We start from the raw sequence: 22,369 nt of genomic DNA, 5'->3' as shown, positions 1-22,369 counted from the left end.
GCCCGCATGATAAAAAAGATGCTGCCTGCGCCGGCTGTCCTTGCTGGCGGCGGATGAAGACTTCCTCCGGACAACGCCGGAGGAAGAGGAAAAACGGCCCGCTCCGCCCCTGGAAGTAAATTTTGATAAAACCATAATCAACTTTCTGTCAAGTGAATCTTCCCGTAATATAATCCTCCGTTTCCTTCATGGAGGGATTGGAAAAAACTTTCTCCGTGGAATCAAATTCCACCAGCCGGCCCAGCATGAAAAATCCCGTCAGGTCTGAAACGCGCGTAGCCTGCTGCATGTTATGGGTGACTACAATGATGGTGAACTCCTCCTTGAGCCGGTGCATCAGCTCCTCCACCCGCACCGTGGCGATGGGGTCCAGGGCGGAACAGGGTTCATCCATCAGCAGAATGCGCGGCTTCACGGCAATGGAGCGGGCAATGCACAGGCGCTGCTGCTGGCCGCCGGAAAGGCCGTTGGCGGAGACATGGAGGCGGTCCTTCACTTCATCCCATAAAGCGGCGTAGCGCAGGCTTTCCTCCACCGCCTCATCCAGAAGTCCGCGGTTTTTCACCCCGGCCAGCTTCAACCCGTAGGAAACGTTCTCGTAAATGCTCATCGGGAAGGGATTGGACTTCTGGAACACCATGCCCACTTCCCGGCGCAGATGAATGGGGTCCAGCGTGGGGGAAGTCACGTCCACCCCGTCAATGCGGATGGAGCCGCCCGTGACGCGGGCCTCCGGAATACGGTCGTTCATCCGGTTGATGCAGCGCAGCAGCGTGGACTTTCCGCAGCCGGAAGGGCCTATAAACGCCGTCACCCGGTTTCTTGGAATTCTCATGGTGACATGAAATAGAGACTGCTTGTTCCCATAACAAAAATCCAGGGAATCCACTTCTACGGCGGTCTGTCCGGCTGCTGCTGGGTGTGGGGTCATCTTCGTTCAAAAGCGCATCTTGCGCCGTTACCCGCATGGTATCCCAAATCCGGCCCTCCATGGCTACTACGCGTTTGTGACAATTTCTTAAGGTGGCTTTTTGAGAAAAAGAAAATCATGCAGCGGATTTAGAATCCGTCAAGAGGCTGGAAGAAACCAGGGAGATGTCGTGGTAGACCTCTCCCAAGTCTTTCAGCCTGCCGTTTTTACTGTTGGCGAGGATGGCATCAAAAGAAATGAGTTTTCTGACGGTAGACATGTCGTTTCCGGAGCCCGAGGCCATCACGGAGGAGAGGTTGAGGGGTTCCAAATCCGGCCCGGGCGTGTCCCATGTGGAGCGCAGCACCGTCAGGGCATCCGTGCTTTCTTCAGAGGCGTGCGGCATCAGGTTGATGCGCGCCTTCTGGTTTTCCCCCGTTACCCACCAGGCAATGTACTTGCGCATGTTGGCGTTCTTTTTCAATCCCAGGTTTTTGGAGTAGTCATCCACGCGCACGAGCCGGGCGTAGATTTCCTTATTGTCCTGGTTTTTAGCGCCTACGGGCGTTCCCACCGTGCCATGATTTACCAGGGGAACGGTGCGGAAATTCCGGTTGGAAAGGGAACGCTTGCCCAGCAGGTTCTTTCCGGCTTCCAGTGAGCTGAGCCTGCGCAGGTCAGGGTCGGAAATGAGCCAGCGGCGGAACATGGCCTTTCTTCCCGTATCATAAGTGGAAGAAATGGTCATGCCCTGGGAGTTGTTCTTGTTGAGCCAGGTATCCCAGCTGTTCCAGACGCCCAGGATGTATGGAGCGCTTCCTTCACTGGTTCCGGAGGAAAGGATGCCGGAGTTGGCGGAAACGCGCTGGTCGGGCCCCAGCTCACACTGGAGCTGGCCCAGGGCCACTTCCAGGGAAAACCTGGCTAGGGATTTGGCTTCCGCTGCAAAAAGATGTTTTTCGGAGAGTCTGGTCTGAGAGGATGCAATGGTAAGAAGGCCAACGCTGAGTAGGGCCAGAAGCATCATCAGGGTAATGGTGGCAATCAGGGCAAAACCCTTGCTCATATGTCTGGGTTTTGGATTCTGAGGAATTGTTCTTTTCATTGAAATTTTTATCTAAAAATTATTGAAATCTATTAAAAATGAGAGATGTAAAGCCGCTGTCAATAGGTTGGCCGACATTTCAGACCAACATACAAAATAGTTTTTTTTCAGCAAGAAAAATAGTTCTCAGTTTGCAAGTAAAAACGTATCTGTAAAAAGAAAAGACCAAGCATATTCCTGAGGCCGCCCTCATTTGGTTTTATAGTCATTTAAAAATTAACGGATTCTAAATTCGGTGGATTGAAGAAGGACTTGAACATCATGTTCTCCCAGGAAAAACTGCCTGAGGAATTCCGCGGAGACACCTCGGATATAGGCCTGCGCCCATATACCTCCGAGGACGGGAGCCCGACCGAACAGAGCCGTCCGATCGGCTCCTGGAACCAGCTCTACCTGTGGGCCAACGTATGGGATTCTTCCTCCAAAAAAGAAGGCCAGGACGCCTCCGCGGCCCTGCAATGGGACGGCCGCACGCCGAGCACGCTGATCGCCTCCGATTCCGCCGCGAACATGGAGATGATGGACAACCGCTACACGTACATGCGCCATCCCATCCTGCTGCGCTTTTATTCCTTCGTAGGGTTGAACTACGTCAAACGCGAGGCCCAGCACGGGTCCCGCGGCGGTCATATTGACGTGCGCGTTTCCGTGATCCCGGTGTACGTGTGGTGGAACCCGTACAACGTGGACATGAAATTCCAGGGAGCGGAAGGCGGCCCCTGGGGCTCCTTCTTCGGGGAGCACCGGTACATGCCGCTCATGCAGACCAATAACTACGGCCGCATGCAAGGCAATCTGATTGAAAACTGGGATCCCTCCTCGGCCACCTATTCGGAATCCCCCTTCTCCCCCTATTCCCCCAACGACGGCTATAACAACCGCCAGATTGCCGACTTTGGAGCCTCGTTCCGGAAAACGTCGCAATTAACGTCCGGAGGCGCAGGAAAAGCCGGCGAGGTATCCACGCTCAAGGCGGGGGAAATCGTCATTTACGCTCATCCCGTCGTCTCCAAGATTGAGCACGGCAACATGGTCACGCAGTCCAAGGCAAACAAGAACGATGTGCGCGTAGACAACTTTGCCTTCAAGGAAGGCTGGGACCAGAGCCCCGGGCAAGTCAGTTCCTACGCCATCAACCAGGCTGACGGCATTCAGTACCAGTACCTTGCCGGAAGCGGATATGAAGACAGGGGAACGGCCATGATGTCCATCAAATTTGCCGAAACTCTGAACGACCTTAATTATACGCCCCGCAACGTCGTCCTCTGCACCAAATACACGGACGAATTCAATGCCAGTTCCAACAAGCTCGGCTCGATCGTCATGGTGTCCGGCATCATGGATCCTAAGCAAATCGGCAAGGCAGGGGATTTAACCGCGAAGACGGGAGCAGACTTGAATGTTTTCTCCAAAGCCATGCCCACTATCCTGAATCTCAACTGGGGCGCGTGGGAAAAGCCGCTGCTGGACCAGGTCAAGCTGCCTGCGGACATGTTCTTGGATAACGAAGGGCCGGACGACAACCTGAAACGCCGCGGCAAATACGGCACTGCGGCCCAGGATTCCACGTTCGTGGCCTACTACGGAGTATCGATCAAATGGGGCAAGCCTCCCGTGATTGGAGCCTACCCCGAAGGCAAGGACTACCGCGCCAAGACCTGGCAGCACTCCAGCCCCCTCTTCTGGGGCGGGCAGATGCCCACCGCATCCGAGCTGGGACGCCTCTACAGCCCCTACCAGTTTGAAGTCAAAAACGCCAACAGCGACTTCTTCCCCATCACCATCTCCAACATCCTCTCCAACGACGGCACCAGGCTCTCCCCCTTCGGCGGACCGGGCGCCGAGCAGGTCAACAAGATCGTGGCCGCAGAACTTCCCTTCCAGCAGCCCTCCAGCCTGGCGGGCTTTGCCGGATGCCGCCTCACCCCGGGATGGTACAAGACTGACTCCAAGGCGGCCATCGCCAAGCGCTTCGCCTACCAGTCCGGCGTGCCGGGCGTGGGTATTGGCAACGCCTTTGCCGACCCCATGCTCCCTCCGGACAAGGTCTTCTCCCACAATGAAATCATGGGAGACGCCTCCCTGGGGGACTTCTGGGACCACGGCCTGATGATCAACGACGCCCTCTGGGACTCCTGGTTTGCCTCCTCCCTGGCCTCCCGCCCCTCCAGCATCGGCGGCACGGGCAAGGAAGAACTCAAAACCGTCCTGAAGGAAGCCTTCTCCACGGACGCCTCCTCCAACAAGGCCGCAGGCATTGCCAACAGGCGCTTCGTCCCGGACCTCCAGGGCAAGCCCGCCGAAGCCGTCGTGGACGAACTCTCCAGGGCCGACGAGGGCTACAAGCAGGCCGGCAAGTACCTCACCGTGGCCGGAGGCTTCAACGTCAACTCCACCTCCCAGCGCGCCTGGGAGGCCACCCTGCTGGGGCTGAAAAAGAGAAAGCTCCTCTACTCCAGGAGCGGCATGCCCTCCGTGCTCAGCAACAGCCAGACGGCCTTCTCCCGCTTCGGGGTGGCCAGCAGCGACAAGTCCCACGTGGACGACTACGGCTCGGTGGGGGTCACGCAGGGCATCCCGGACGGGGAGGCCATGGCGTGGTCGGACCTCAGAACGCTCAGCGACTCCCAGATCAAGTCCCTGGCCCAGAACATGGTCAAGGAGGTCAAGAAGAGGGGGCCCTTCCTGAACATGTCCGACTTTGTCAACCGCCGCCTGCAGAGCGGGGAGATGGGGGTGAAGGGGGCGCTTCAGGCGGCTATTGACGAAAGCTCCATCAACAGCACGTTTGACGAACTCTCCGACATGGTCATCACGCCCAAGGGAGGGTACCCGAACCAGGACGCGGCCAAGGGGTCGGTGTATACGGCGGCTCCCGGCTACCTGATCCAGTCCGACGTGCTGGCAGTACTAGGCAACATTCTGACGACGCGTGACGATACGTTTACGATCCGGGCCTACGGGGAGCTGGCCAGCCGGGAGGGGGTGGTGCTGTCGCGCGCGTGGTGCGAGGCGGTGGTGCAGAGGGGGATCAACTACGTGGACCCGGTGAACAGCCCGGAAACGCCGGTCAAGAAGATCAACATGAAGAGCGGCGCGCTGGAGGAGACGGAGCTGAGCGCGGTGAACAAGGCGTTTGGGAGGAAGTTTAACATCGTCTCCTTCCGGTGGCTGTCCCCGGAGGAGGTGTAGGAGAGGGGGAGAACAGAAGAGAGAGAAGAAGGGTCTGACCAGCGCCGCTTCCCATCCACGGGGAGCGGCTCTTTTTGTGCTCCGGGGAGGGAAAGCAAGATAGGGTTTATAAGGATTAGAGGGTTTATAGGGGTAATGGGGGCCTTCCCTATCACCCTCATAAACCCTATCTCCCCTATCCTCCCCCAGAGACAGCCCCCACAACCACATCCTTGCAGTTTGTGACGATTTCTTAACCAGGATTCACTTCCTCACCATGGGGGCGGGAGGGTATCACTTCCCCGTCTTCCGGCATGAACGGCTCCACTGTCCGGGAAACGGAAGGCGTAACACAACAGAAAAGACGCCATGAAATTTGTCGCCACCATCCTGACCATCGCAGCCGCTCTCAGCTCCCTGAGCATGGCCGCCGAGAAAGTAACCGTTGACAGCAGCATCAAGCCGTATGCGCCCACCAGCGGCGTTTCCGGCAACCTGAGCGCCGTCGGTTCCGATACGCTGAACAACCTGATGACCCTTTGGGCGGAAGGATTCAGCAAAAAATACCCCAGCGTCAAAATCGGCGTTGAAGGCAAGGGATCTTCCACCGCTCCCCCCGCCCTGACGGCAGGAACCGCCCAGCTCGCCCCCATGAGCCGCCAGATGAAGCGGGAGGAAATCGCCGCCTTTGAAGCCAAATACGGCTACAAGCCGACGGAAATCAAGGTGGCGCTGGACGCCGTGGCCTTCTTCGTCAACAAGAACAATCCCATCCAGGCCCTCTCCCTGTCGCAGGTGGATTCCATCTTCTCCTCCACCTTCAAGCGCGGAGGCTCCAACATCTCCGACTGGGGCGATGCGGGCGTCCCCTCCATGAAAGGAAAAGCCATTTCCATTTATGGCCGTAACAGCGCTTCCGGCACGAACGGCTTCGTGAAGGAAATCGCCCTGAAGAAGGGGGACTACAAAAACTCCGTGAAGGAACAACCCGGTTCCTCCGCCGTGGTGCAGGGCATCAGCTCCGACGAACAGGGGATCGGCTACTCCGGCATCGGATACGTCACCTCCGGCGTGAAAACCCTCTCTCTGGCGGAAAAAGGCGGCCAGGAGGCCGTGCAGCCTTCCTATGACAACTGCATCAGCGGCAAATACCCGCTTTCCCGCTACCTGCTGATTTACGTCAACAAGAAGCCGGGCGAACCCCTGGACACCCTGACCAGGGAGTTCATCAAGTTCATCGTCTCCCGGGACGGCCAGGAAATCGTGACCAAAGACGGCTATTACCCGATTCCCGCCAAGGTCAGCGCGGATGTCCTCAAGAGAATTGAATAAACGCCCCTTCCCTGCTCCATCAACACATGCCGGGGCAGGACTGCGGCCTTCCCGCCGGAGTCCTGCCCCCAACTCCCCTCTCCACCGCCTGCCGTCATGAGCGCCAATGCCCCTTCTCCTGCGCCGCCCAGAAAGCCCAAGCCCGTTCCGGAACGCTTCCAGGTGGCAAAAACCACGCTGTGGTTTGACCGCATCATGACTAAAACCATCATCGGCGGGGGCTTTACCGTCATTGTAGCCGTTTTCGGCATCCTCTTTTTCCTGCTGGCCGTCACCATTCCCCTCTTCCAGAGCGCGGACGTGGAAGAACGGCAGCACCTCGCTCCGTCCGCTCCGGTCCGGGGAACCTGGGGCCTGGACCCTTCCGGCACGCTCCCCTTTGTTTATGACAACGGCAAAAACGTCTTCTTTCTGGACAAGGCCTCCGGGAACCTGAATCCCGCTCCCGTCACCCTGCCGGACGGGGAAACCGTCTGCGCCCATTCCTATGATTCATCCCTGACGGCCTACGCCATCGCCACGGAATCCGGCAAGGCGGCCCTCATCTCCGTCCATTCCGGGCTCAACATCCACGGCCAGGCGAACGCGCACGGCCCGGATAAGGCCGGAACGGAAACCGGCCCGCTCTATCCCCTGACGGAAAGCGGCGCCGTTCCCGGCAGAATATCCGCCATAGCCTATGCGGACGCGGGGGAACGTAAGATCTTCACCGCGACTGCGGAGACCGAACAGGGCCCGCGCCTCCTGCTGATGACGCTGGAAGAATCCCGCTCCCTGCTGCATGAAGGGGAGCTGGCCCCTTCCGGCTTCCATGACCTGACGGACCAGCTTGAAGGCCGCCCCGCCGCCATGCTGCCCGGCGCCTCCGGGGACAGCCTCGTCATCGTTACGGACACGGACAAACTCCTCTATTTTTCCTATGACGAAGACCGGGAAACGTGGATCAAGCGGCAAACCATTCCGTCACCGCTGGGAAATGGAGAAAAAATGACTTCCGTCAACTGGCTCTTTGGAGACATGTCCCTGGTGATAGGCGGCGACAAGGGAAGCCTTAAAATCTTCAGCCTGTACCCCCACCCCCGCCCGGACGGCACAGCCGTACGCCTCTTCGGGCAGACCAGGCAATTCTCCCCCCTGAACGGCCCCGTGCAGCATTACGCCGCTTCCGGCATCAACCGTTCCTTCCTCGTCTCCACTCCTGGCGAACTCCGGCTCTGCTACGGAACCACGGCGGACGTCCGCTGGACCAGCGGCCCGCTGGAATTCACCCCGGTCCAGCTGGCGGCCAACACGGAATTCAACTCCGTCATTGCCGTGGACGCCGGGGGAAAGGTCCACTTCTTCTCCATGGAAGACAGGCACCCGGAAGCGGGAGCCAAAGCCCTGGCCGGGAAAATCTGGTATGAAGGGTATGATTCCCCCAAATGGCTGTGGCAATCCGTGGGCGGCACGGACGACTACGAATCCAAGCTTTCCCTGATGCCCCTGGTCTTCGGCACGCTGAAAGGCACCCTCTACGCCCTCCTCTTCGCCGTTCCGGTAGCGGTCATGGCCGCCATTTACACGGCCCACTTCATGGCCCCCGCCGTCAAGCGGGCGGTGAAACCCGTCATGGAAATCATGGCCTCCCTGCCCTCTGTGGTGCTGGGCTTCTTCGGCGCCCTCTACCTGGCCCCAAGAATGGAAGACAAGGTGCCCGCCCTGCTCTGCATGGCCGTCCTCATCCCCGGCCTGGCGGCCCTCATCGCATGGTTCTGGACCACGCGGCCCGCGGCCTGGCGCAACAAGTTCAGCCGCGGCGTGGAATACATCGTCATGACTCCCGTCATCCTCCTCTGCGCCTGGTTCTGCTGGGAATACCTGGGCTACTGGCTGGAACAGCCCTTCATCAGCCTCTGCCGCGGCGTCATGAGCCTGTGGGGCGCGGGGGACTTCCAGGCCGCCGGCTTTGCGGACCTGTGGCGCAACGGCTTCGGCATGCCCTATGAACAGCGCAACTCCCTGGTGGTGGGGTTCATCATGGGCTTTGCCGTCATCCCCGTCATCTTCACCATCTCCGAGGACGCGCTGAGCAACGTTCCCCCGTCCCTCATCGCCGCCTCGGAGGCCCTGGGGGCCAGCCGCTGGCAGATGGTCCGCACCGTCGTGCTCCCGATGGCCTCCGCGGGCATCTTCTCCGCCCTGATGATCGGCCTGGGCCGCGCGGTGGGGGAAACCATGATCGTGCTGATGGCCACGGGCAACACCCCCATCATGGACTGGAACATCTTCAACGGCATGCGCACCCTCTCCGCCAACATCGCCACGGAACTGCCGGAAGCGGCGCAGGACTCCACCCACTACCGCGTCCTCTTCCTGGGCGGCCTCATCCTCTTCTCCATGACGTTCATCCTGAACACCCTGGCGGAAGTCGTACGCCAGCGGCTCCGCAAACGCTTCAACGTCGTGTGAGGCCCCCACTCTCCCTCATCCATTCATCTTCCATGAAACAGGACTTCAGCCTCCCGCCCGCTCCCAAACGCCCCCTGGGGGAAGTCAACATCTGGCTCACCTCCATCGGGCTCTCCCTGGGCCTCATCATGATCTTCGGCCTGCTGGGCATCATCGTCTTCAACGGCCTGGAGGCTTTCTGGCCCAAAACCGTCCATGAACTGACGATTGCCCCCGCCTCAAAAGGAGAAAAACCGCTGGTCCTGTACGCCGGCATCACGAAGGACCAGACGCGCCACATGCCGGCAGACCCCGCGGTGCCCGGTTCCACGGCCAGGGATGTGCGGGAATACCAGCTCTTCACCGGAAGCAAGGAAACCTACGGACAATCCTACCGCTACGTGGACGCGCACAACGTCACCGCCTCCTCCACACCCAGGGGGCTCCTGTGCCTGGAACGCATGGAGGGAGGAAAAGCCCTGGTCAAACCGCTGGAACTCAAGCTGGCCTCCGGAGAAACCATCCCGGCCTCCTCCCCGGAATTCATGGCGGCCTTCCGCCGTGCACTGGACCGGGAAATGGAACTGCGGGACGACATCAAGAGCATTGACGTCAAAGACATCGGAGCCGTCAACACCCGGCTGGCGGACACCAGGCTGGACATCAAGGCCATTGAACGGTCCTACGACATCCGGGAAGAAAACGGACGGCGCACGGCCATGACCAGGGAAAACCCCATCCTCACGGGCATGGACGATCCGGCGGGGGAACTGGACCGGCTCCGCGCCAGGGTGGAGCAGCTCAACGCGGAATACGCCCGGTACACGGCGGAAGCGGGCAGACTGAGGGAACAACAGGGCCGGGACACGCTCGTGTACGCCCTGGGAGACGGGGAGAAGAAGGAAATCAGCATGGATAAAATCGTCTACGGCTACCAGCCTAACGACCTGGGCTTCTTCGGCAAATGCGGCGTTTTCCTGCACAACCTGTACCACTTCGTCATGGACGACCCGCGGGAGGCCAATACGGAAGGCGGCATCTTCCCCGCCATCTTCGGCACCTTCATCATGACCCTGCTCATGAGCGCGCTGGTCACGCCGGTGGGAGTCATCGGCGCCATCTACCTGCGGGAATACGCCAGGCAGGGAACCCTGGTGCAGGCCGTCCGCATCTGCGTGAACAACCTCGCCGGCGTGCCCTCCATCGTCTTCGGCGTCTTTGGCCTGGGCTTCTTCGTCTACTACCTGGGCGGAACGATTGACGAACTCTTCTACTGGAAAAAATTGGCCGTGGACAACACGCCCACCTTCGGCACCTCCGGCATCCTGTGGGCCTCCCTCACGCTGGCCCTGATGACGCTCCCCGTCGTCATCGTCTCCACGGAGGAAGCCCTCTCCGCCGTCCCCCGCGGGCTGCGGGAGGCGGCCCTGGCCTGCGGTGCCTCCAAATGGCAGATGATCAAGCGCATCATCCTGCCCAGCGCCCTGCCGGGCGTCATGACCGGCCTTATTCTGGCCATGGCCCGCGGCGCCGGGGAAGTGGCCCCCCTCATGGTCACGGGCGTGGTCAAGCTGGCCCCCTCCCTGCCCATTGACGGGGAAGGCCCCTTCATCCACCTGGAGCGCAAATTCATGCACCTGGGCTTCCATATCTATGACGTGGGGTTCCAGTCTCCGGACTCGGACGCCGCCCAGCCCATGGTCTTCGCCACCACGCTGCTGCTCATCCTGCTGGTAGTGGTCATGAACCTCACGGCCATCCTCATCCGCAACCGCCTGCGCAAAAAATACGCGGCCTCCAGCTTCTAACACCCTATCCTCCTTCACCACCCATGACTGAACCAGACGCCGCAGACGACGACCCCATCATTGAAGTGGAAGACTTCTCCTTCTTTTACGGAGACAAGCAGGTTCTCTTCAACATCGGCATGACCTTTGAAACCAACCGGGTGACCGCCCTCATCGGCCCCTCCGGCTGCGGAAAATCCACCCTGCTCCGCAACATCAACCGCATGAACGACCTGGTCCCGGACGTGCGCCACCGGGGGGACATCCGCATTGACGGCGCCAGCCTGTACGACCCGCGCGTGGAAGTCATCTCCCTGCGCAAACGCGTGGGCATGGTCTTCCAGAAATACAACCCCTTCCCTAAAAGCATTTATGAAAACATCGTCTTCCCCCTCCGCGTGGCGGGACGCAACAGGCGCGCGGAACTGGATGAAACCGTGGAGCGCAGCCTCAAAGGTGCCGCCCTGTGGGATGAAGTGAAGGACAAGCTGCACGAAAGCGCCTACGGACTCTCCGGCGGCCAGCAGCAGCGCCTGTGCATCGCCCGCGCCATTGCCAACCGCCCCCAGATCCTGCTGATGGACGAGCCCTGCGCCGCTCTGGACCCCATCGCCACCCTGAAAATAGAAGACCTGATGGAAGACCTGAAAAAAGACCTCACCATCGTCATCGTCACCCATAACATGCAGCAGGCCACGCGCATCGCGGACCGCACCGCCTTCATGTACATGGGCCGCCTGGTGGAATACGGGGAAACGTCCCAAATCTTCACCAATCCCGCGGAAAAAGAAACGGAAGCCTACATCACGGGCCGTTTCAGCTAAAAAGCCCACCTCCCAAGCCATTCACCTCATGACACCTTCCGGCAATCACATCCTCCCCCACTATGACGCGGCCCTGAACGCCATCCGCACCCGCGTCAATGCCATCTGCGGCAGCCTGCTGAAACACATGGACGTCCTGGAACGGGTCATCTCCGGTCCGGACAGCGACGGAGCCAACGGCATCATTGCGGACGGGGAACTGCTCAACGAAGAAACCCGCCAGGTCCTCACCCTCTGCGCCGCCGTGCTCACCCAGTTCCATCCCCTGGGGTCCGACCTGCGGCTGGTGCTCACCTTCTCCCGCTGCGGGGACAAGCTTCAGGAATGCATGGAGGAGGTCACGGGCATCGCCAGGCACGCCAAGGCATCCATCAGGCGCCGGGAATCCCTCTGCCCGGACATTGTGCTCCCCCTGCTGGACATGGCCGTCTCCGAGTTCAGGGACGCGGCCCGGTGCCTGGAAACGCAGGACGCGGACGCCGCCAGGGAAATACGCCTGAGGGACAAAAAGCTGGACAAGGCCCACCGCAAGGCGCTGGCCCTGCTGGTCTCCCCGGAAAGGGAAAACACACTCTCCCTCAACGTCAACCTGCTCTTCATCATCCGCTCCCTGGAGCGCATCGGGGACATTGCCAAAACAATCGCCGCCACCGTCGTCTTCCTGAAGGAAGCCGCAGACATCCGACACGGGAAAGGGAAATAAACCGCGTCTCTCCCTGCCGATTATTCCGCCTTGCTCACGCTGAAGCAGTACACGGCGGGGTTGATCAGAGCCAGGGGAAGGTAGAACACGGCAAAGGAGAGGGAGCCGCCGTACAAAACCAGGCACAGGGCGGAAATGATAAACAGGATTCCGATTTTCAGGCTCCGCGCCCAGTCCTGGCGGTTCACCAGCCAGATCAGGGCTGCGCATACAAAGCCAATGACCACGCACAACACCCCGCCCATGGTGAGGAACTGCATGTAACTGGAACAGAATTGCTCCAGCCACCGCACATTGTCCGGGCTGGGCGGGTTCCCTTCCCAGGCAAAAACGCCCGGAGGCAGCAGCACCCACAACAGAACGGAAAAAAATACCAGGCGGTCCGTATTGAGGCGATAGGTCATGCGGGGGTACGGTACCATTTCCGTGCATGTGATAACAAGTGAAATCGGCCATTTACGGCTGTTCCCGGAACAGCCCGTTTACAATGGGGCAAAAGCCCCGTCTCCGGCCCCATTGACGGCGATGCCGTCTATTTCCACCAGCCAGCCGGGGCGGCAGACGGGGGCTTTCAGCATCACATGCGGCACGGCGCCCAGCGGGGAATCCATCAGGCGGCGGCGGACCGTCTCCCGGTCCGCCCAGTCGCGCAGGTACACTACGACCTGTTTCAGGTCGGACAGGCTTCCGCCGTTTCTCTTCATCAGGGCGTTCATATTCTCCAAGGCGCGGTCCGTCTGCCGCGCCACGTCTCCCGGATGGACAATGTTCCCCTGCGCGTCAATGCTGGCCGTGCCGGAAAGGAAGTAATGGGAACGGTCCCCGTATACGATGCGTGTGCCGCGTTCAAAGGCCACCCGGTACAGGTGCGTGGGGGACAGGTAATCCGGGGCCTCCATGTAACGGACCTGCTCCGGCCTCAGCCCCGCAATACCCAGGCTGTCCATGTGCAGCAAGCGTCCCGGCGTTTCCGTACAGGCTTCAATGCCCGTGCTGGCGATGAAGTGGCTCTCCGGCGTCAACCCGTAACGGTCAAAACATTCATTGCGGCCTTCCACCAGTCCGCGGTAGTTGTTGTCAATGTCCCGGCAATAAATCCAGGTGCGGTGAACCAGTTCCGCCACGGTTGCCCCCTGCGCGGAAGCCACCCGGTCCAGCCAGCGGAATTCCTCCCGCATCTGGCCGTAGCTGTCCGGAGCTGAAGCCTCCTTCCTGCCAGCCAGAAACAGCCGGTAATGCGGGCGCCGCGCCGTCACCACCGTTCCCCCTTCTTCCGCCTCCTTCCTCTTTTCCAGCATGCCCCCGATGTGCCAGGCCTCCAGGGCCACGCGGGCCCCGTTCGCCGGGGGCTGCCCCACTACGGAGACATAGGAGTTCCGCTCCCCCGCCATCCGGTGCAGCGTTTCCGCCTGGCGCACCGGATCGCTGACGTGGAAGCGCAGCAGGAATTCGTCTTTTCCCCCGCCGCCCAGCTCCTGGTACCTGTCCATCAGGGAGTGCAGTTCCGCCTCAAAGCACGCGCCCGGCTCCGCCGTCATGCAGAAGAAGCGTTCTTCCGCTCCGCCCTTTCCGCGCCATTCCAGTTTTTCAGGTGATTCCGCCGTCATGATGCCCTCCCGCCCCATTTACAGGGACTGCACGTAGTTGACCAGGTCTTCCAGTTCACGGTCGTTCAGGGAACTCGTCTTTCCCCGGATGTCCCCGGGATTATGCGTCGTGACGGCTTCCCGGATCGTCTTCGCCCGGCCGTCGTGCAGGTAGGGGGCGGTGCGCCACACTTCCACCAGGGAGGGCACCAGAATGCTTTTCCCTTCATCCAGCCCACGGGCCGTTCCCGTTGCCACCAGTTCCTTGGTAGTGAAGTACGGGTGCGGGTGGCAATGCACGCACCCGGCAGTTTTAAAAACTTCCTTACCCCTGCGGGCGGATTCGGACAAGGCGCCCCGCTCCACTCCGGGGGCATGGCACTGCGCGCAGGAGACCTGCTTCACCTGCTCCCGGGAGGGAACATGGGCCTCCAGGAACGGGCTGGGAACTTCCTTCATGTTTTTCAGGTATTCATTCACGCATTCCGCCAGTTCTCCGGAGGGTTCCAGGAACTGGATGTGCACGAAGCCCGCTGTTACGGCCACCTCCGCGGAGGCGCGGACGCCCAGCGTCATTACCGGGCTTGTCCGGTGGGAGAGGAACATGGTGCGCGTGTTCTTCGGGTTGCCCATGCCGTCATTCAGCAGGTCCCAGTTCAGCCCGTCCACCCGTCCGTCCGGGTGGCAGGTGGCGCAACTCTGCCAGCCCTGGAAGCAATGGGAGGCGTCGTTGAAGTATTGTTCCCCCAGTTTTTCCCGTGAGGGTTGGAATCCTCCATTCAGGGCGATTTTCCGGGGCCGGGCGTCTGCCTGGAGGGGGACTTGCGCCAGCGAGTCCGAGAAGTATCCGGCCACATAAACGTTTTTCCCGTCAGAAGACAGGGCGCGCGGACCGTTCAGGGGCAGCGGAACCCGGGTACGGAGACCGTGCAGGAAGCCGAGCCTTTCGGAAACGGGCTCGTTTTCCCGGTCTTCCCGCTTTATGCGGTCCAGCAAGGCGGGAAAATCAATCACGGACAGTTCATGCGTTCCCGCGCACGTCACAAACAACTTTCCGCCATCTCCGGAAAAGGCGACGCCCCAGGGATTGGCCGCCCCCGCGTCCGGATCGTCCAGCAGGACGGGATGCGGCTTGTCCGGCTGTTCCGTATCAATAAGGGTCACGGCATTCGTGTTCATCCAGCCGCGGTCCAGCTGGGTGGTGGGCACCTGGTAGCGGCTCAGCACGTGCGCCACGGCCAGGTAGCGGCCATCCGGGCTCATCGCCATGCCGCGCACGCCCTGCGTCCCGTTGGAGAGCGGGAAGTGGGCCGCTTTCCCGTCTTCCACCAGCGTCAGCGCAGCAGCCGTGAAATCCCCGTCCGCCGTCCCGGCAGGCAAATGGCCGGCAGCCCATATCTTCCTGCCGTCCGGGGAGACGGCCAGCGCCACCGGTTCACGGGGAACATTCCAGGAGTTCAGCACTTTTCCGGTGGCGGCGTCCATTTCCACTACTTTGGAATCAAACCGGCAGGCTACATACAATTTCCCGCCGTGCAGTACGGGAGACATGGGCGTGTGCCCCGCCGGAAAGGAGCCTTTCAACGCTCCGCTTTCCAGGTCCACCACTTCCACCACGCCGCACGGCCCTCCTTCCGCCACATAGGCGGCCGCTCCGTCAAGCGCCATGCCGTTGGGCGGCTGGCCCAGCCGGATGCTTTTCACTTTTTCCCCGGAAGCGGGGTCCACCAGTTCCAGAGTCCGGCTTTCATGCCCCAGCACGGCAACCAGATGATTAAAAACTTTCACGTCCACCGGGGCTGCAGGGCCTGTAAAGGCCTCCGGTCCCTGCCTGCATGAGGCGAAGGCCAGCAGACAGCAGAGGGCAGCCGCGGAGGCGCGGAGCGTTTTGGTCAGTTTCATGGCAATTTCAGAGTCAGTCTTCTATCATCACGCGGAACCCCACGTTGTGCACGGGGCGCCAGCCGGGGTACCCCCACCGCCATGAGGACGTAGCCCGCCGGGGGCGGTCATACCAGGAACCGCCGCGCACGGCACGGGGAACGCGTGAGCCCAGGCTTTCATTGCGCCCGTCCTTCCCATTCCACGGGTAGGGCCTGTACTCGGAACGGGTCCATTCCGCAGCATTGCCGATCATGTCGTACAATCCGTAGGCATTCGGCCTGTAGCTCTTGACGGGCGCCAGGTGAAGCTTCCCGTCATTGTATTTTTCATCACGCGGCACGAAGTCCCAGAAACGGTTGGGATTCTTAATCGGCTTGGGGTCCACGCCGGAGACGGCCAGCTCCTTCAGCGTCACGTCCCCCAGGTTGGCGTACGCGGAGAAGTCCGCATCCCGTTCTCCGAAGAAGAAGTCCGCCTCCGCTCCGCCCCTGGCCGCGTATTCCCACTGCGCTTCCGTGGGCAGCGTCACCTTTTTCCCGGTTTTCGCGGAAAGCCAGCGGCAGAATTCCATGGCCCTGGTCCACGGTACCCGGATGACCGGGAATCGCGGGTCGGCGTCCATGTCGTAGCCGGGCCTCACCTGGTCCTTGTAGTGCATGTCGTACCATCCGTTGAGGTAGTCCGGGTCAAAGCGGCGGTACTGCTCCAGCGTCACTTCCGCCTCTCCCATCCAGAACGGTTTTTCAATCTCCACCGTGGAGGCGGGGCTTTCCGCCGGAGTTTCCCGTTCGCTCCCCATCCTGAATTTTCCCGCGGGAATGCGGCGGAATTTCATGCTTACGCCATTCCCCAAATCCACGGCCAGCGTTTCATTACGCGCCTCCGGAACGGGCACTCTTTTTTCACTGGCGCGGGGGACGGGCCTGCCTCCGCCAGGGAGAATGCCGCTGACGTGCCTCTGGAACAGGGAGTCCTTCATGGTCACATAATTCCGTTCCGCTCCGGAAAATTGCCTGTGCAGGTCATAGCGGCGTTTCAGCAATCCTTCATTGCGCTCTCCCGGCCATTCTCCCAGATAGGGGGCGTTCATGTCCATCCACGTGACCAGGCGGTTCCAGTCTTCCTGCGGCATCTCCACGCCGTGATGGCCTTTTTTGAGGAGCTGGTATAGTTCCGACGTATCCGCGAAGAACTCCGTGGGAGACAGCCCCAGGTAGTTCCCTTCCGGTCCGTTGCGGCGTACGTAGGGGTGCAGGTTCCAGTACGCGACGGAACCGGGAGCGGGCGCACCCTTGACGGCCTCCAATGTCATGAAATCCGGTATTCCTTCACGGGCCTTGTCCCCCGCGGTGTGGCAGCGGATGCAGTGGCGGTCCAGCACGGGCTGCACCTCATTCATGAAGGAGAAGGTGCGCGCCGGACCGTACCACGGAACAATGGCGGCAGGCTTTTGGCGGGAAGCCATGGCCGCCTTGGCGGGCGGCGCGGAGTTCTGCCGTTCATGGCAGCCTATGCAGCTGAGCGTTTCCCCCGGCATGGCCGTGAACCAGCTCCGCATCAGCGCCAGGGCGCGCCCTTCCCCGTCCAGCACCTGGAGGGTCAGCGGCTGGCTGGCGGGAGCCGTGAAGATGGCGGAACCGTCCGGATTCACGGGAACGGTGCCGTACAGCACCTTCAGGTCCCAGTTGCTTTCCATGCCCATGGCATAATGGCTTCCGGTGTTGCGCGGGCTGTATTCGGACATGAACACGCGCAGGAATTTTGCCTCCCCCTTAGGCACTCCGGCCATGGCGCGCCCCCGGTACACGTCGGAGATATAAACCGTGGCCGTCCTGCTCTCCGGCTTCACGCGGTCATGCAGCACGGGCGGCTTTTTGCGCGGCTTCAGCGGCGTGGGATCCGCATAAATGAAATAGGAGGAAGCCGTGAGGGGAATGATGTTGTCATACACGTCACACCAGACCACATTGGTCACGCCCTGGTTGCCGGAAGGGGAGGAGACGGCCAGGAAGGTTTCCTCATTCAGCGGGTACGGTTCCGCAAAATAGGGAGTCTTCAATCCCTCCACCAACTGGTCCCTGGTCACGTTTTCCACGGGCTTTCCATATCCGGGAATTTTCTGCACCGCGCCCTCCGTGGCGGTGCGCCCCCGGTTCACGTCAAAGATGACCAGTTCCCCCAGCCGCTTGACTCCATGGTGCCCGCTGACAATGCCCGCAAACATGCCCGGCCTGCCGGGAAGGGGGCGGGCGTTGAACAGGCTATTGGGCCAGTAGGAGTTGGAGCCGTAATATTCCTTCTGGTCGCTGCCGTCGGGGTTCATATGCATCAGCACGCGGCTGAAGTAGTGGGCGCTTTCCGTGTACTCCCAGCGCAGGAACAGCACGCGGCCGTCCGGGAGCATGGTGGGGAACCAGTTGTTGTCCTGGTCAAAGGTGAGCCGCCGGGTCGTCTTCTTCTCGCGGTCGTAAAGGTGGATGTTCCCCACGTAGTCCACCCCGGTGACGCAGGGCACGCCCTGCATGCCGGAGGTGTTGATGAAGATGATGCGGCCGTCCGGCAGGTAGCAGGAATTGTAGCTGTCCGTATCCGCGGGCATGTGGGCGGTAAGGGATTCCTTTTGCCCGGTTTTCAAGTCCAGTTCAAAGACGTCCCAGGGCCTGTTTTCCTTCTTGCCGAAGTGGTTGCCGGTGAACATGAGCCTTTCCCCGGAAAAATCCACTTCCAGATGCCCCATCCAGCGGTCGTCCTCCAGCAGCCGCGCCGCGGGGGAAGAGGCAGCTCCGTCAAATTTCACGATGCCGCTGCGGTACATGCGGCCCGGCCCCGGCATGCTGGAAATGCCCTGCCAGTTGGCCGGGCGGTCATGGTTGAAGGAGCTTTTCCCGGAAGGGTTGAAACGCCGCACGCTCACCCATTCCCTCAGGGAGTCCTGTTCCGGCAGGGATTCAATAAGAGCCTTTTTCCGCAATTCCACCAGCTCGCGCAACTGGGCAGCCTGCTCCGGGCCGGCCTGCTGCACCCACCGGTCCAGCGGCCCCAGCTTCTTTTCCCATTCATCCAGCCGGGCCAGGAAGCCGTCCGCGCCGGGGTACCGTTCCCCGTATTTTTCCCGGTTGCGTTTCACCGCGCGGCGGATGGCGGCCGCGTCATAATAAGCCGCCAGCTTCTTCAGCCTGAGGAAACTGAGTTTTTCCAGAATGGCTTTCTCATGCTTCGCCAAGTCATCCCAGGAGGAGACGGCCCCCACCCGCTCCACCGGAACGGAAAGGATTTCCGCCAGTGCGGCCCCGGCCTTCTGCCCGTCCGGCCATGCCTGGAATACGGGGGCCAGCAGCGCCATGGCGTCTCCGCAGTCATCCGCGGCAGCCGGATCGGAAAGGGAAGACACCTGCTCCGCCGTCCGCGCCCACAGGCCCTGCATCCATTGATTCTTTCCTTCCGCGGAGGCCGGAAGCGGAATTCCGGATAATTCCTGCAGCCAGGGCCGGAGCCCGGAGGCATGGAGTATTCCGGCTCCCAGCACGGCACAGCCGCATGAGAGAAGGCGCAGGATGGAGCATAAGTCAAGCATGGCGTACAGTTTTACACTAGTACGCAGAGGAAATTCTTTTTCATTCAACCATAATTTATGAGCCTCTTTATTTACCCTATAATCAAATGAGGATGAATACATAACTTAATTCCCACGGATTCCCAATCCGGAAGTCAAGCTCCGATTTTAAAGGAAAGGCGGTTGTGGAAAAACTCTCCGGGCAATGGCGGGGGAAAGGAAGGTTTACCGGAGTTTTTCCGTCCATGATTCCAGATGGAGAGCGGAGAGAGTTCCTGCAAGGGCGGAAGGCCTATGTTCCCGGCGGCGCGACCATGAAAGGACGCGGTGGAAAGGCTGTTTTCCCTGCCTTCACAGTTGAATTCAACAAGCGCTCCGGATTGGGAATCCGCAGAATACGTCTTGTCCTCCAAAAAAAGAAGGACATCCGTAATAATACCCACATTAATCTCATGAAAAAGACCCTACTGATTTCCTCCTGCATTGCCATGCTTGGGCTCCTGTGCACGGCGCAGGGAGCAGGAACGCTCCTCTGGGACATGTCGTTCACCGGAACTTCCAGTTCCCCTAGTGCCGGCAATATCGTGGTTACGGGAGCCGACGGAAACGCCTACACCACTCTTTCCCCTAACTTCGGGGGAGGTTCCGTCACGGATGACATTTACAATTCCGTCAGTGGTAATCGCATGACCTTCACGGACAGCGCTTCTCCTATTAAAATGAAAGACAATTTCAGTTTTGTGGTGAAGGCCAGCCTGAACGCAGGGAGCACTTCCAATTGGCCCGTACTGTTCGGCTTGGGAGAAGCCGGCAGCTGGAACCTGAAAGTCAATTACACGAAAGGTGATAATGCCGGATGGTCCTTTTCTCCGGAAGGCTACAGCCTGAGCAACCAAATCTCCACTGCGGGCACCGTGGTTCAGGGAATAGAACAAACATTCATCGTCACCGTAGACACCGGCGCCAATAACACGGGACTCCTCACCCTGTACTTGAATGGAGAGATCATCGCCACCGCAACGCTGGCCTCCACTAACCGGACCAATGAATTGCTGGATACCTTCTCCCTGGGAGGAAGGCCAATCAGCACTCAGAATACCCAGTCGGCGGACTTCTCCAATGTACAGTTATACCAGGGGGTGCTGAGCGCGGAACAGATTGCGTCCCTCTCCGGCAACGTGCCGGAATCCGCTACTGCCTCCCTCAGCCTGACGGGGCTGGCCCTTCTGGCCCTGCGCCGCAGAAGGCCGCAACATTAAAAGTTTTTCCGGATAAACCTCGTTGCGGATATTCCTTTACGGGAATATCCGTTTTTCATGGATTGATACAGAGGCTTCTTCCTTTCCGCGGCCATGGAGGCCATACCGGAGCGCGGAAGAAGCGGTCACGGCGGCAGGAAAGGGCCTACCGGTCATCCTCCATGCCAAGAATTATTTTCATGGCCGGCCTGAATTCATTTCCCCATTGTTCCAGCTGCCTGACGACGGGGATTAACGTCTTCCCTGCCGGGGTGATGGAATATTCGGAATGCGGAGGGAGCTCCGCGTATATCTTTTTTTCAATGATTCCGCACGTTTCCAGTTCTTTCAACTGCTGGTCAATGACGCGTGAGTTGGCCTCCGGAAACAGGCGGTGAAGCTCGCTGGGGCGCCTGGGGCCTTCCGCCAGTTCAAAGATGATGCAGCTCTTCCATTTGCCGCCGATTACCTCCATGGCTATTCTGATTCCGCAATCAATATCAAAGGGCAATTTTTTCTCATACATGGCAGACAGGGGGAAACAGGTTTTCTTCTTTCCACTTCACCAATTCCGGAAGCATTTTTCAAGCGTTTCCCGGATAAAACCGCCGTTATGCCGCACAGCCCGGCGGCTCCCAGTGGCAGGGAGGAAGCCGGGAAAAAGGGCGCCGGAAGGCATGCACCGGCAAATTTGCCGGCATACGAATAATTTATCCGTATTGCGGGAAAACGGAAATGGTCTAACTTCACATAAACGGGTTCTGCCCTTCTCACCATATCACAGCAGCATGAAACATTCCTTATTGTCAGCCGCCGTATTGCTGGGGATATCCTTTTCCCCGGCACAGGAAAAACCCTCAACAAACAATCAGCGCATGGAACATCAAGCAAATACGATTCGCCTCATTTATCCCCAATGGCAAGGGGGCGTGGTAAGCCACTGGATGCCGGACCTCCCCGCGGAAGACGCTTCCAGGGGGTATTACCTGGGAGCGCAGCTTCTCCGGATGCTGGCGCCAGAAAGCACCCAGAAGACCGTTGAAGTTCCCGTTTCCCTGGACATTGGAGAAAGGAAGGTGGAGAAAGGCATCAGCGACCGGAGCGCCATTCTGGCCCAGACCAGAGCGGCACTCGGGAAGCTGCGTGAAAACAATCCGGACAAGATAGTGACGCTGGGCGGGGAATGCTCCGTCAGCGTGGTTCCCTTCACTTACCTAGCCGGGAAATATCCCGATGATGTGGCCGTGGTCTGGATTGACGCCCATCCTGACATCAATCTTCCGAACGATGAATACAAGGGTTACCACGCCATGGCGCTGACAGCCTGCATGGGGATGGGGGATGAAGAGATCATGAAGCTTCTGCCGGGGAAGGTGGATGCCTCCAACGTCCTGATTGCAGGATTGCGCGCCTGGGAAAAGGACGGAGGGACGAAGGAGCGGCAAAAGAGCCTGAACATCAAAAGCCTGTCTCCTGCGGAATTGGCCGATAACAGCGACGCTGTGATGAACTGGCTGAAAGAGAGGGGCGTTTCCAAGGTTCTCATCCACTTTGACCTGGACGTTCTGGACCCGGCGGAAATCATCGCGGGGGTGGGCGTAGAACCGGGAGGAATGAAGATCAGCGAGGTGGTCCGGGTGATTAACGACATCGCCGCCCGCTACGACGTGGCGGGCCTTACGGTAGCGGAACCGATGCCGCGCCTGGCGATCAAGATTAAAAACATGCTCAGCCAGCTCCCCCTGCTGAAGCAGGATGCACCGCCGTCCCCTGCCGGACAGGGAACGGGGGAATGAGCAACGTTCCTCCGTTTATTCCCGCTATCCGGGAAAAACAAACGCCGGAG

General features: G+C 59.9%; 15 protein-coding genes. 8 read left to right on the top strand and 7 right to left on the bottom strand.

The genetic code is table 11. From position 1 onward, the window contains the following. Positions 1-148: 148 nt before the first annotated feature. Both pstB (ABGM91_RS07000) and ABGM91_RS06995 read right to left on the bottom strand, forming a co-directional pair. Positions 149-931, bottom strand: a complete 783-nt coding sequence (pstB, locus tag ABGM91_RS07000; RefSeq protein ID WP_354830824.1) for a phosphate ABC transporter ATP-binding protein PstB — start codon at positions 929-931, stop codon at positions 149-151. A gap of 115 nt (positions 932-1,046) precedes the next feature. Continuing rightward, entirely contained in the window at positions 1,047-1,976 is a 930-nt protein-coding gene (locus tag ABGM91_RS06995) for a hypothetical protein (RefSeq protein ID WP_354830822.1), read from the bottom strand. 300 nt (positions 1,977-2,276) lie between these two features. On the opposite strand from ABGM91_RS06995, the gene ABGM91_RS06990 reads away from it, so the two are divergent. The 6 genes from ABGM91_RS06990 (at position 2,277) to ABGM91_RS06965 (ending at position 12,262) form a co-directional block, all read left to right on the top strand. Further along, positions 2,277-5,207 (top strand): hypothetical protein, encoded by a 2,931-nt coding sequence (locus ABGM91_RS06990; protein WP_354830820.1) that lies wholly within the window; start codon positions 2,277-2,279, stop codon positions 5,205-5,207. Positions 5,208-5,555: 348 nt separating this feature from the next. Further along, positions 5,556-6,518 (top strand): phosphate ABC transporter substrate-binding protein, encoded by a 963-nt coding sequence (locus ABGM91_RS06985; protein ID WP_354830817.1) that lies wholly within the window; start codon positions 5,556-5,558, stop codon positions 6,516-6,518. A 96-nt stretch (positions 6,519-6,614) separates the two neighbouring features. Next, on the top strand, positions 6,615-8,969 hold the full coding sequence (locus ABGM91_RS06980) for an ABC transporter permease subunit (RefSeq protein WP_354830814.1): 2,355 nt from the start codon (positions 6,615-6,617) through the stop codon (positions 8,967-8,969). Positions 8,970-9,001: 32 nt separating this feature from the next. After that, complete coding sequence (gene pstA / locus ABGM91_RS06975) at positions 9,002-10,756, top strand: phosphate ABC transporter permease PstA (RefSeq protein WP_354830811.1); 1,755 nt, start codon at positions 9,002-9,004, stop codon at positions 10,754-10,756. Positions 10,757-10,779: 23 nt separating this feature from the next. After that, entirely contained in the window at positions 10,780-11,559 is a 780-nt protein-coding gene (gene pstB / locus ABGM91_RS06970; protein ID WP_215429841.1) for a phosphate ABC transporter ATP-binding protein PstB, read from the top strand. A 28-nt stretch (positions 11,560-11,587) separates the two neighbouring features. Beyond that, complete coding sequence (locus ABGM91_RS06965) at positions 11,588-12,262, top strand: phosphate uptake regulator PhoU (protein ID WP_354830808.1); 675 nt, start codon at positions 11,588-11,590, stop codon at positions 12,260-12,262. Positions 12,263-12,282: 20 nt separating this feature from the next. On the opposite strand, the gene ABGM91_RS06960 is transcribed toward ABGM91_RS06965, so the two are convergent. The 4 genes from ABGM91_RS06960 to ABGM91_RS06945 form a co-directional block, all read right to left on the bottom strand. Further along, positions 12,283-12,666, bottom strand: a complete 384-nt coding sequence (locus tag ABGM91_RS06960) for a hypothetical protein (protein ID WP_290566543.1) — start codon at positions 12,664-12,666, stop codon at positions 12,283-12,285. A 78-nt stretch (positions 12,667-12,744) separates the two neighbouring features. Continuing rightward, on the bottom strand, positions 12,745-13,869 hold the full coding sequence (locus tag ABGM91_RS06955) for a Rid family hydrolase (protein WP_354830805.1): 1,125 nt from the start codon (positions 13,867-13,869) through the stop codon (positions 12,745-12,747). 18 nt (positions 13,870-13,887) lie between these two features. After that, entirely contained in the window at positions 13,888-15,750 is a 1,863-nt protein-coding gene (locus ABGM91_RS06950) for a cell surface protein (RefSeq protein ID WP_354830803.1), read from the bottom strand. A gap of 13 nt (positions 15,751-15,763) precedes the next feature. Further along, positions 15,764-19,306 carry an SUMF1/EgtB/PvdO family nonheme iron enzyme gene (locus tag ABGM91_RS06945; RefSeq protein ID WP_354830802.1) on the bottom strand — a complete coding sequence of 1,181 codons (3,543 nt, stop codon included), beginning with the start codon at positions 19,304-19,306 and terminating at the stop codon, positions 15,764-15,766. Positions 19,307-19,737: 431 nt separating this feature from the next. Here ABGM91_RS06945 and ABGM91_RS06940 point away from each other — a divergent pair, with 431 nt between their 5' ends. Next, on the top strand, positions 19,738-20,544 hold the full coding sequence (locus ABGM91_RS06940; RefSeq protein WP_354830799.1) for a LamG-like jellyroll fold domain-containing protein: 807 nt from the start codon (positions 19,738-19,740) through the stop codon (positions 20,542-20,544). A gap of 145 nt (positions 20,545-20,689) precedes the next feature. On the opposite strand, the gene ABGM91_RS06935 is transcribed toward ABGM91_RS06940, so the two are convergent. Beyond that, positions 20,690-21,049 carry a helix-turn-helix domain-containing protein gene (locus ABGM91_RS06935; protein WP_290566538.1) on the bottom strand — a complete coding sequence of 120 codons (360 nt, stop codon included), beginning with the start codon at positions 21,047-21,049 and terminating at the stop codon, positions 20,690-20,692. Positions 21,050-21,398: 349 nt separating this feature from the next. Between ABGM91_RS06935 and ABGM91_RS06930 the strand changes: the two genes are divergently transcribed. Next, positions 21,399-22,319, top strand: coding sequence for an arginase family protein (locus ABGM91_RS06930; RefSeq protein ID WP_354830796.1), 921 nt, complete (start codon positions 21,399-21,401; stop codon positions 22,317-22,319). Positions 22,320-22,369: the final 50 nt, after the last annotated feature.

The sequence above is a fragment of the Akkermansia muciniphila genome, from assembly GCF_040616545.1.
Classification (GTDB): Bacteria; Verrucomicrobiota; Verrucomicrobiia; order Verrucomicrobiales; family Akkermansiaceae; genus Akkermansia; species Akkermansia muciniphila_E.
The sequence above is the reverse complement of the archived record's forward strand: the minus strand, read 5'-3'. Positions and strand labels throughout refer to the sequence as shown.

Coding starts and splice junctions, on each gene's coding strand:
- ABGM91_RS06960 (WP_290566543.1), bottom strand. CDS start 12,666: ATGACCTATCGCCTCAATACGGACCGCCTGGTATTTTTTTCCGTTCTG.
- ABGM91_RS06930 (WP_354830796.1), top strand. CDS start 21,399: ATGGAACATCAAGCAAATACGATTCGCCTCATTTATCCCCAATGGCAA.
- ABGM91_RS06945 (WP_354830802.1), bottom strand. CDS start 19,306: ATGCTTGACTTATGCTCCATCCTGCGCCTTCTCTCATGCGGCTGTGCC.
- pstB (WP_354830824.1), bottom strand. CDS start 931: ATGACCCCACACCCAGCAGCAGCCGGACAGACCGCCGTAGAAGTGGAT.
- ABGM91_RS06950 (WP_354830803.1), bottom strand. CDS start 15,750: ATGAAACTGACCAAAACGCTCCGCGCCTCCGCGGCTGCCCTCTGCTGT.
- ABGM91_RS06980 (WP_354830814.1), top strand. CDS start 6,615: ATGAGCGCCAATGCCCCTTCTCCTGCGCCGCCCAGAAAGCCCAAGCCC.
- ABGM91_RS06940 (WP_354830799.1), top strand. CDS start 19,738: ATGAAAAAGACCCTACTGATTTCCTCCTGCATTGCCATGCTTGGGCTC.
- pstA (WP_354830811.1), top strand. CDS start 9,002: ATGAAACAGGACTTCAGCCTCCCGCCCGCTCCCAAACGCCCCCTGGGG.
- ABGM91_RS06985 (WP_354830817.1), top strand. CDS start 5,556: ATGAAATTTGTCGCCACCATCCTGACCATCGCAGCCGCTCTCAGCTCC.
- ABGM91_RS06935 (WP_290566538.1), bottom strand. CDS start 21,049: ATGTATGAGAAAAAATTGCCCTTTGATATTGATTGCGGAATCAGAATA.
- ABGM91_RS06955 (WP_354830805.1), bottom strand. CDS start 13,869: ATGACGGCGGAATCACCTGAAAAACTGGAATGGCGCGGAAAGGGCGGA.
- pstB (WP_215429841.1), top strand. CDS start 10,780: ATGACTGAACCAGACGCCGCAGACGACGACCCCATCATTGAAGTGGAA.
- ABGM91_RS06990 (WP_354830820.1), top strand. CDS start 2,277: ATGTTCTCCCAGGAAAAACTGCCTGAGGAATTCCGCGGAGACACCTCG.
- ABGM91_RS06995 (WP_354830822.1), bottom strand. CDS start 1,976: ATGAGCAAGGGTTTTGCCCTGATTGCCACCATTACCCTGATGATGCTT.
- ABGM91_RS06965 (WP_354830808.1), top strand. CDS start 11,588: ATGACACCTTCCGGCAATCACATCCTCCCCCACTATGACGCGGCCCTG.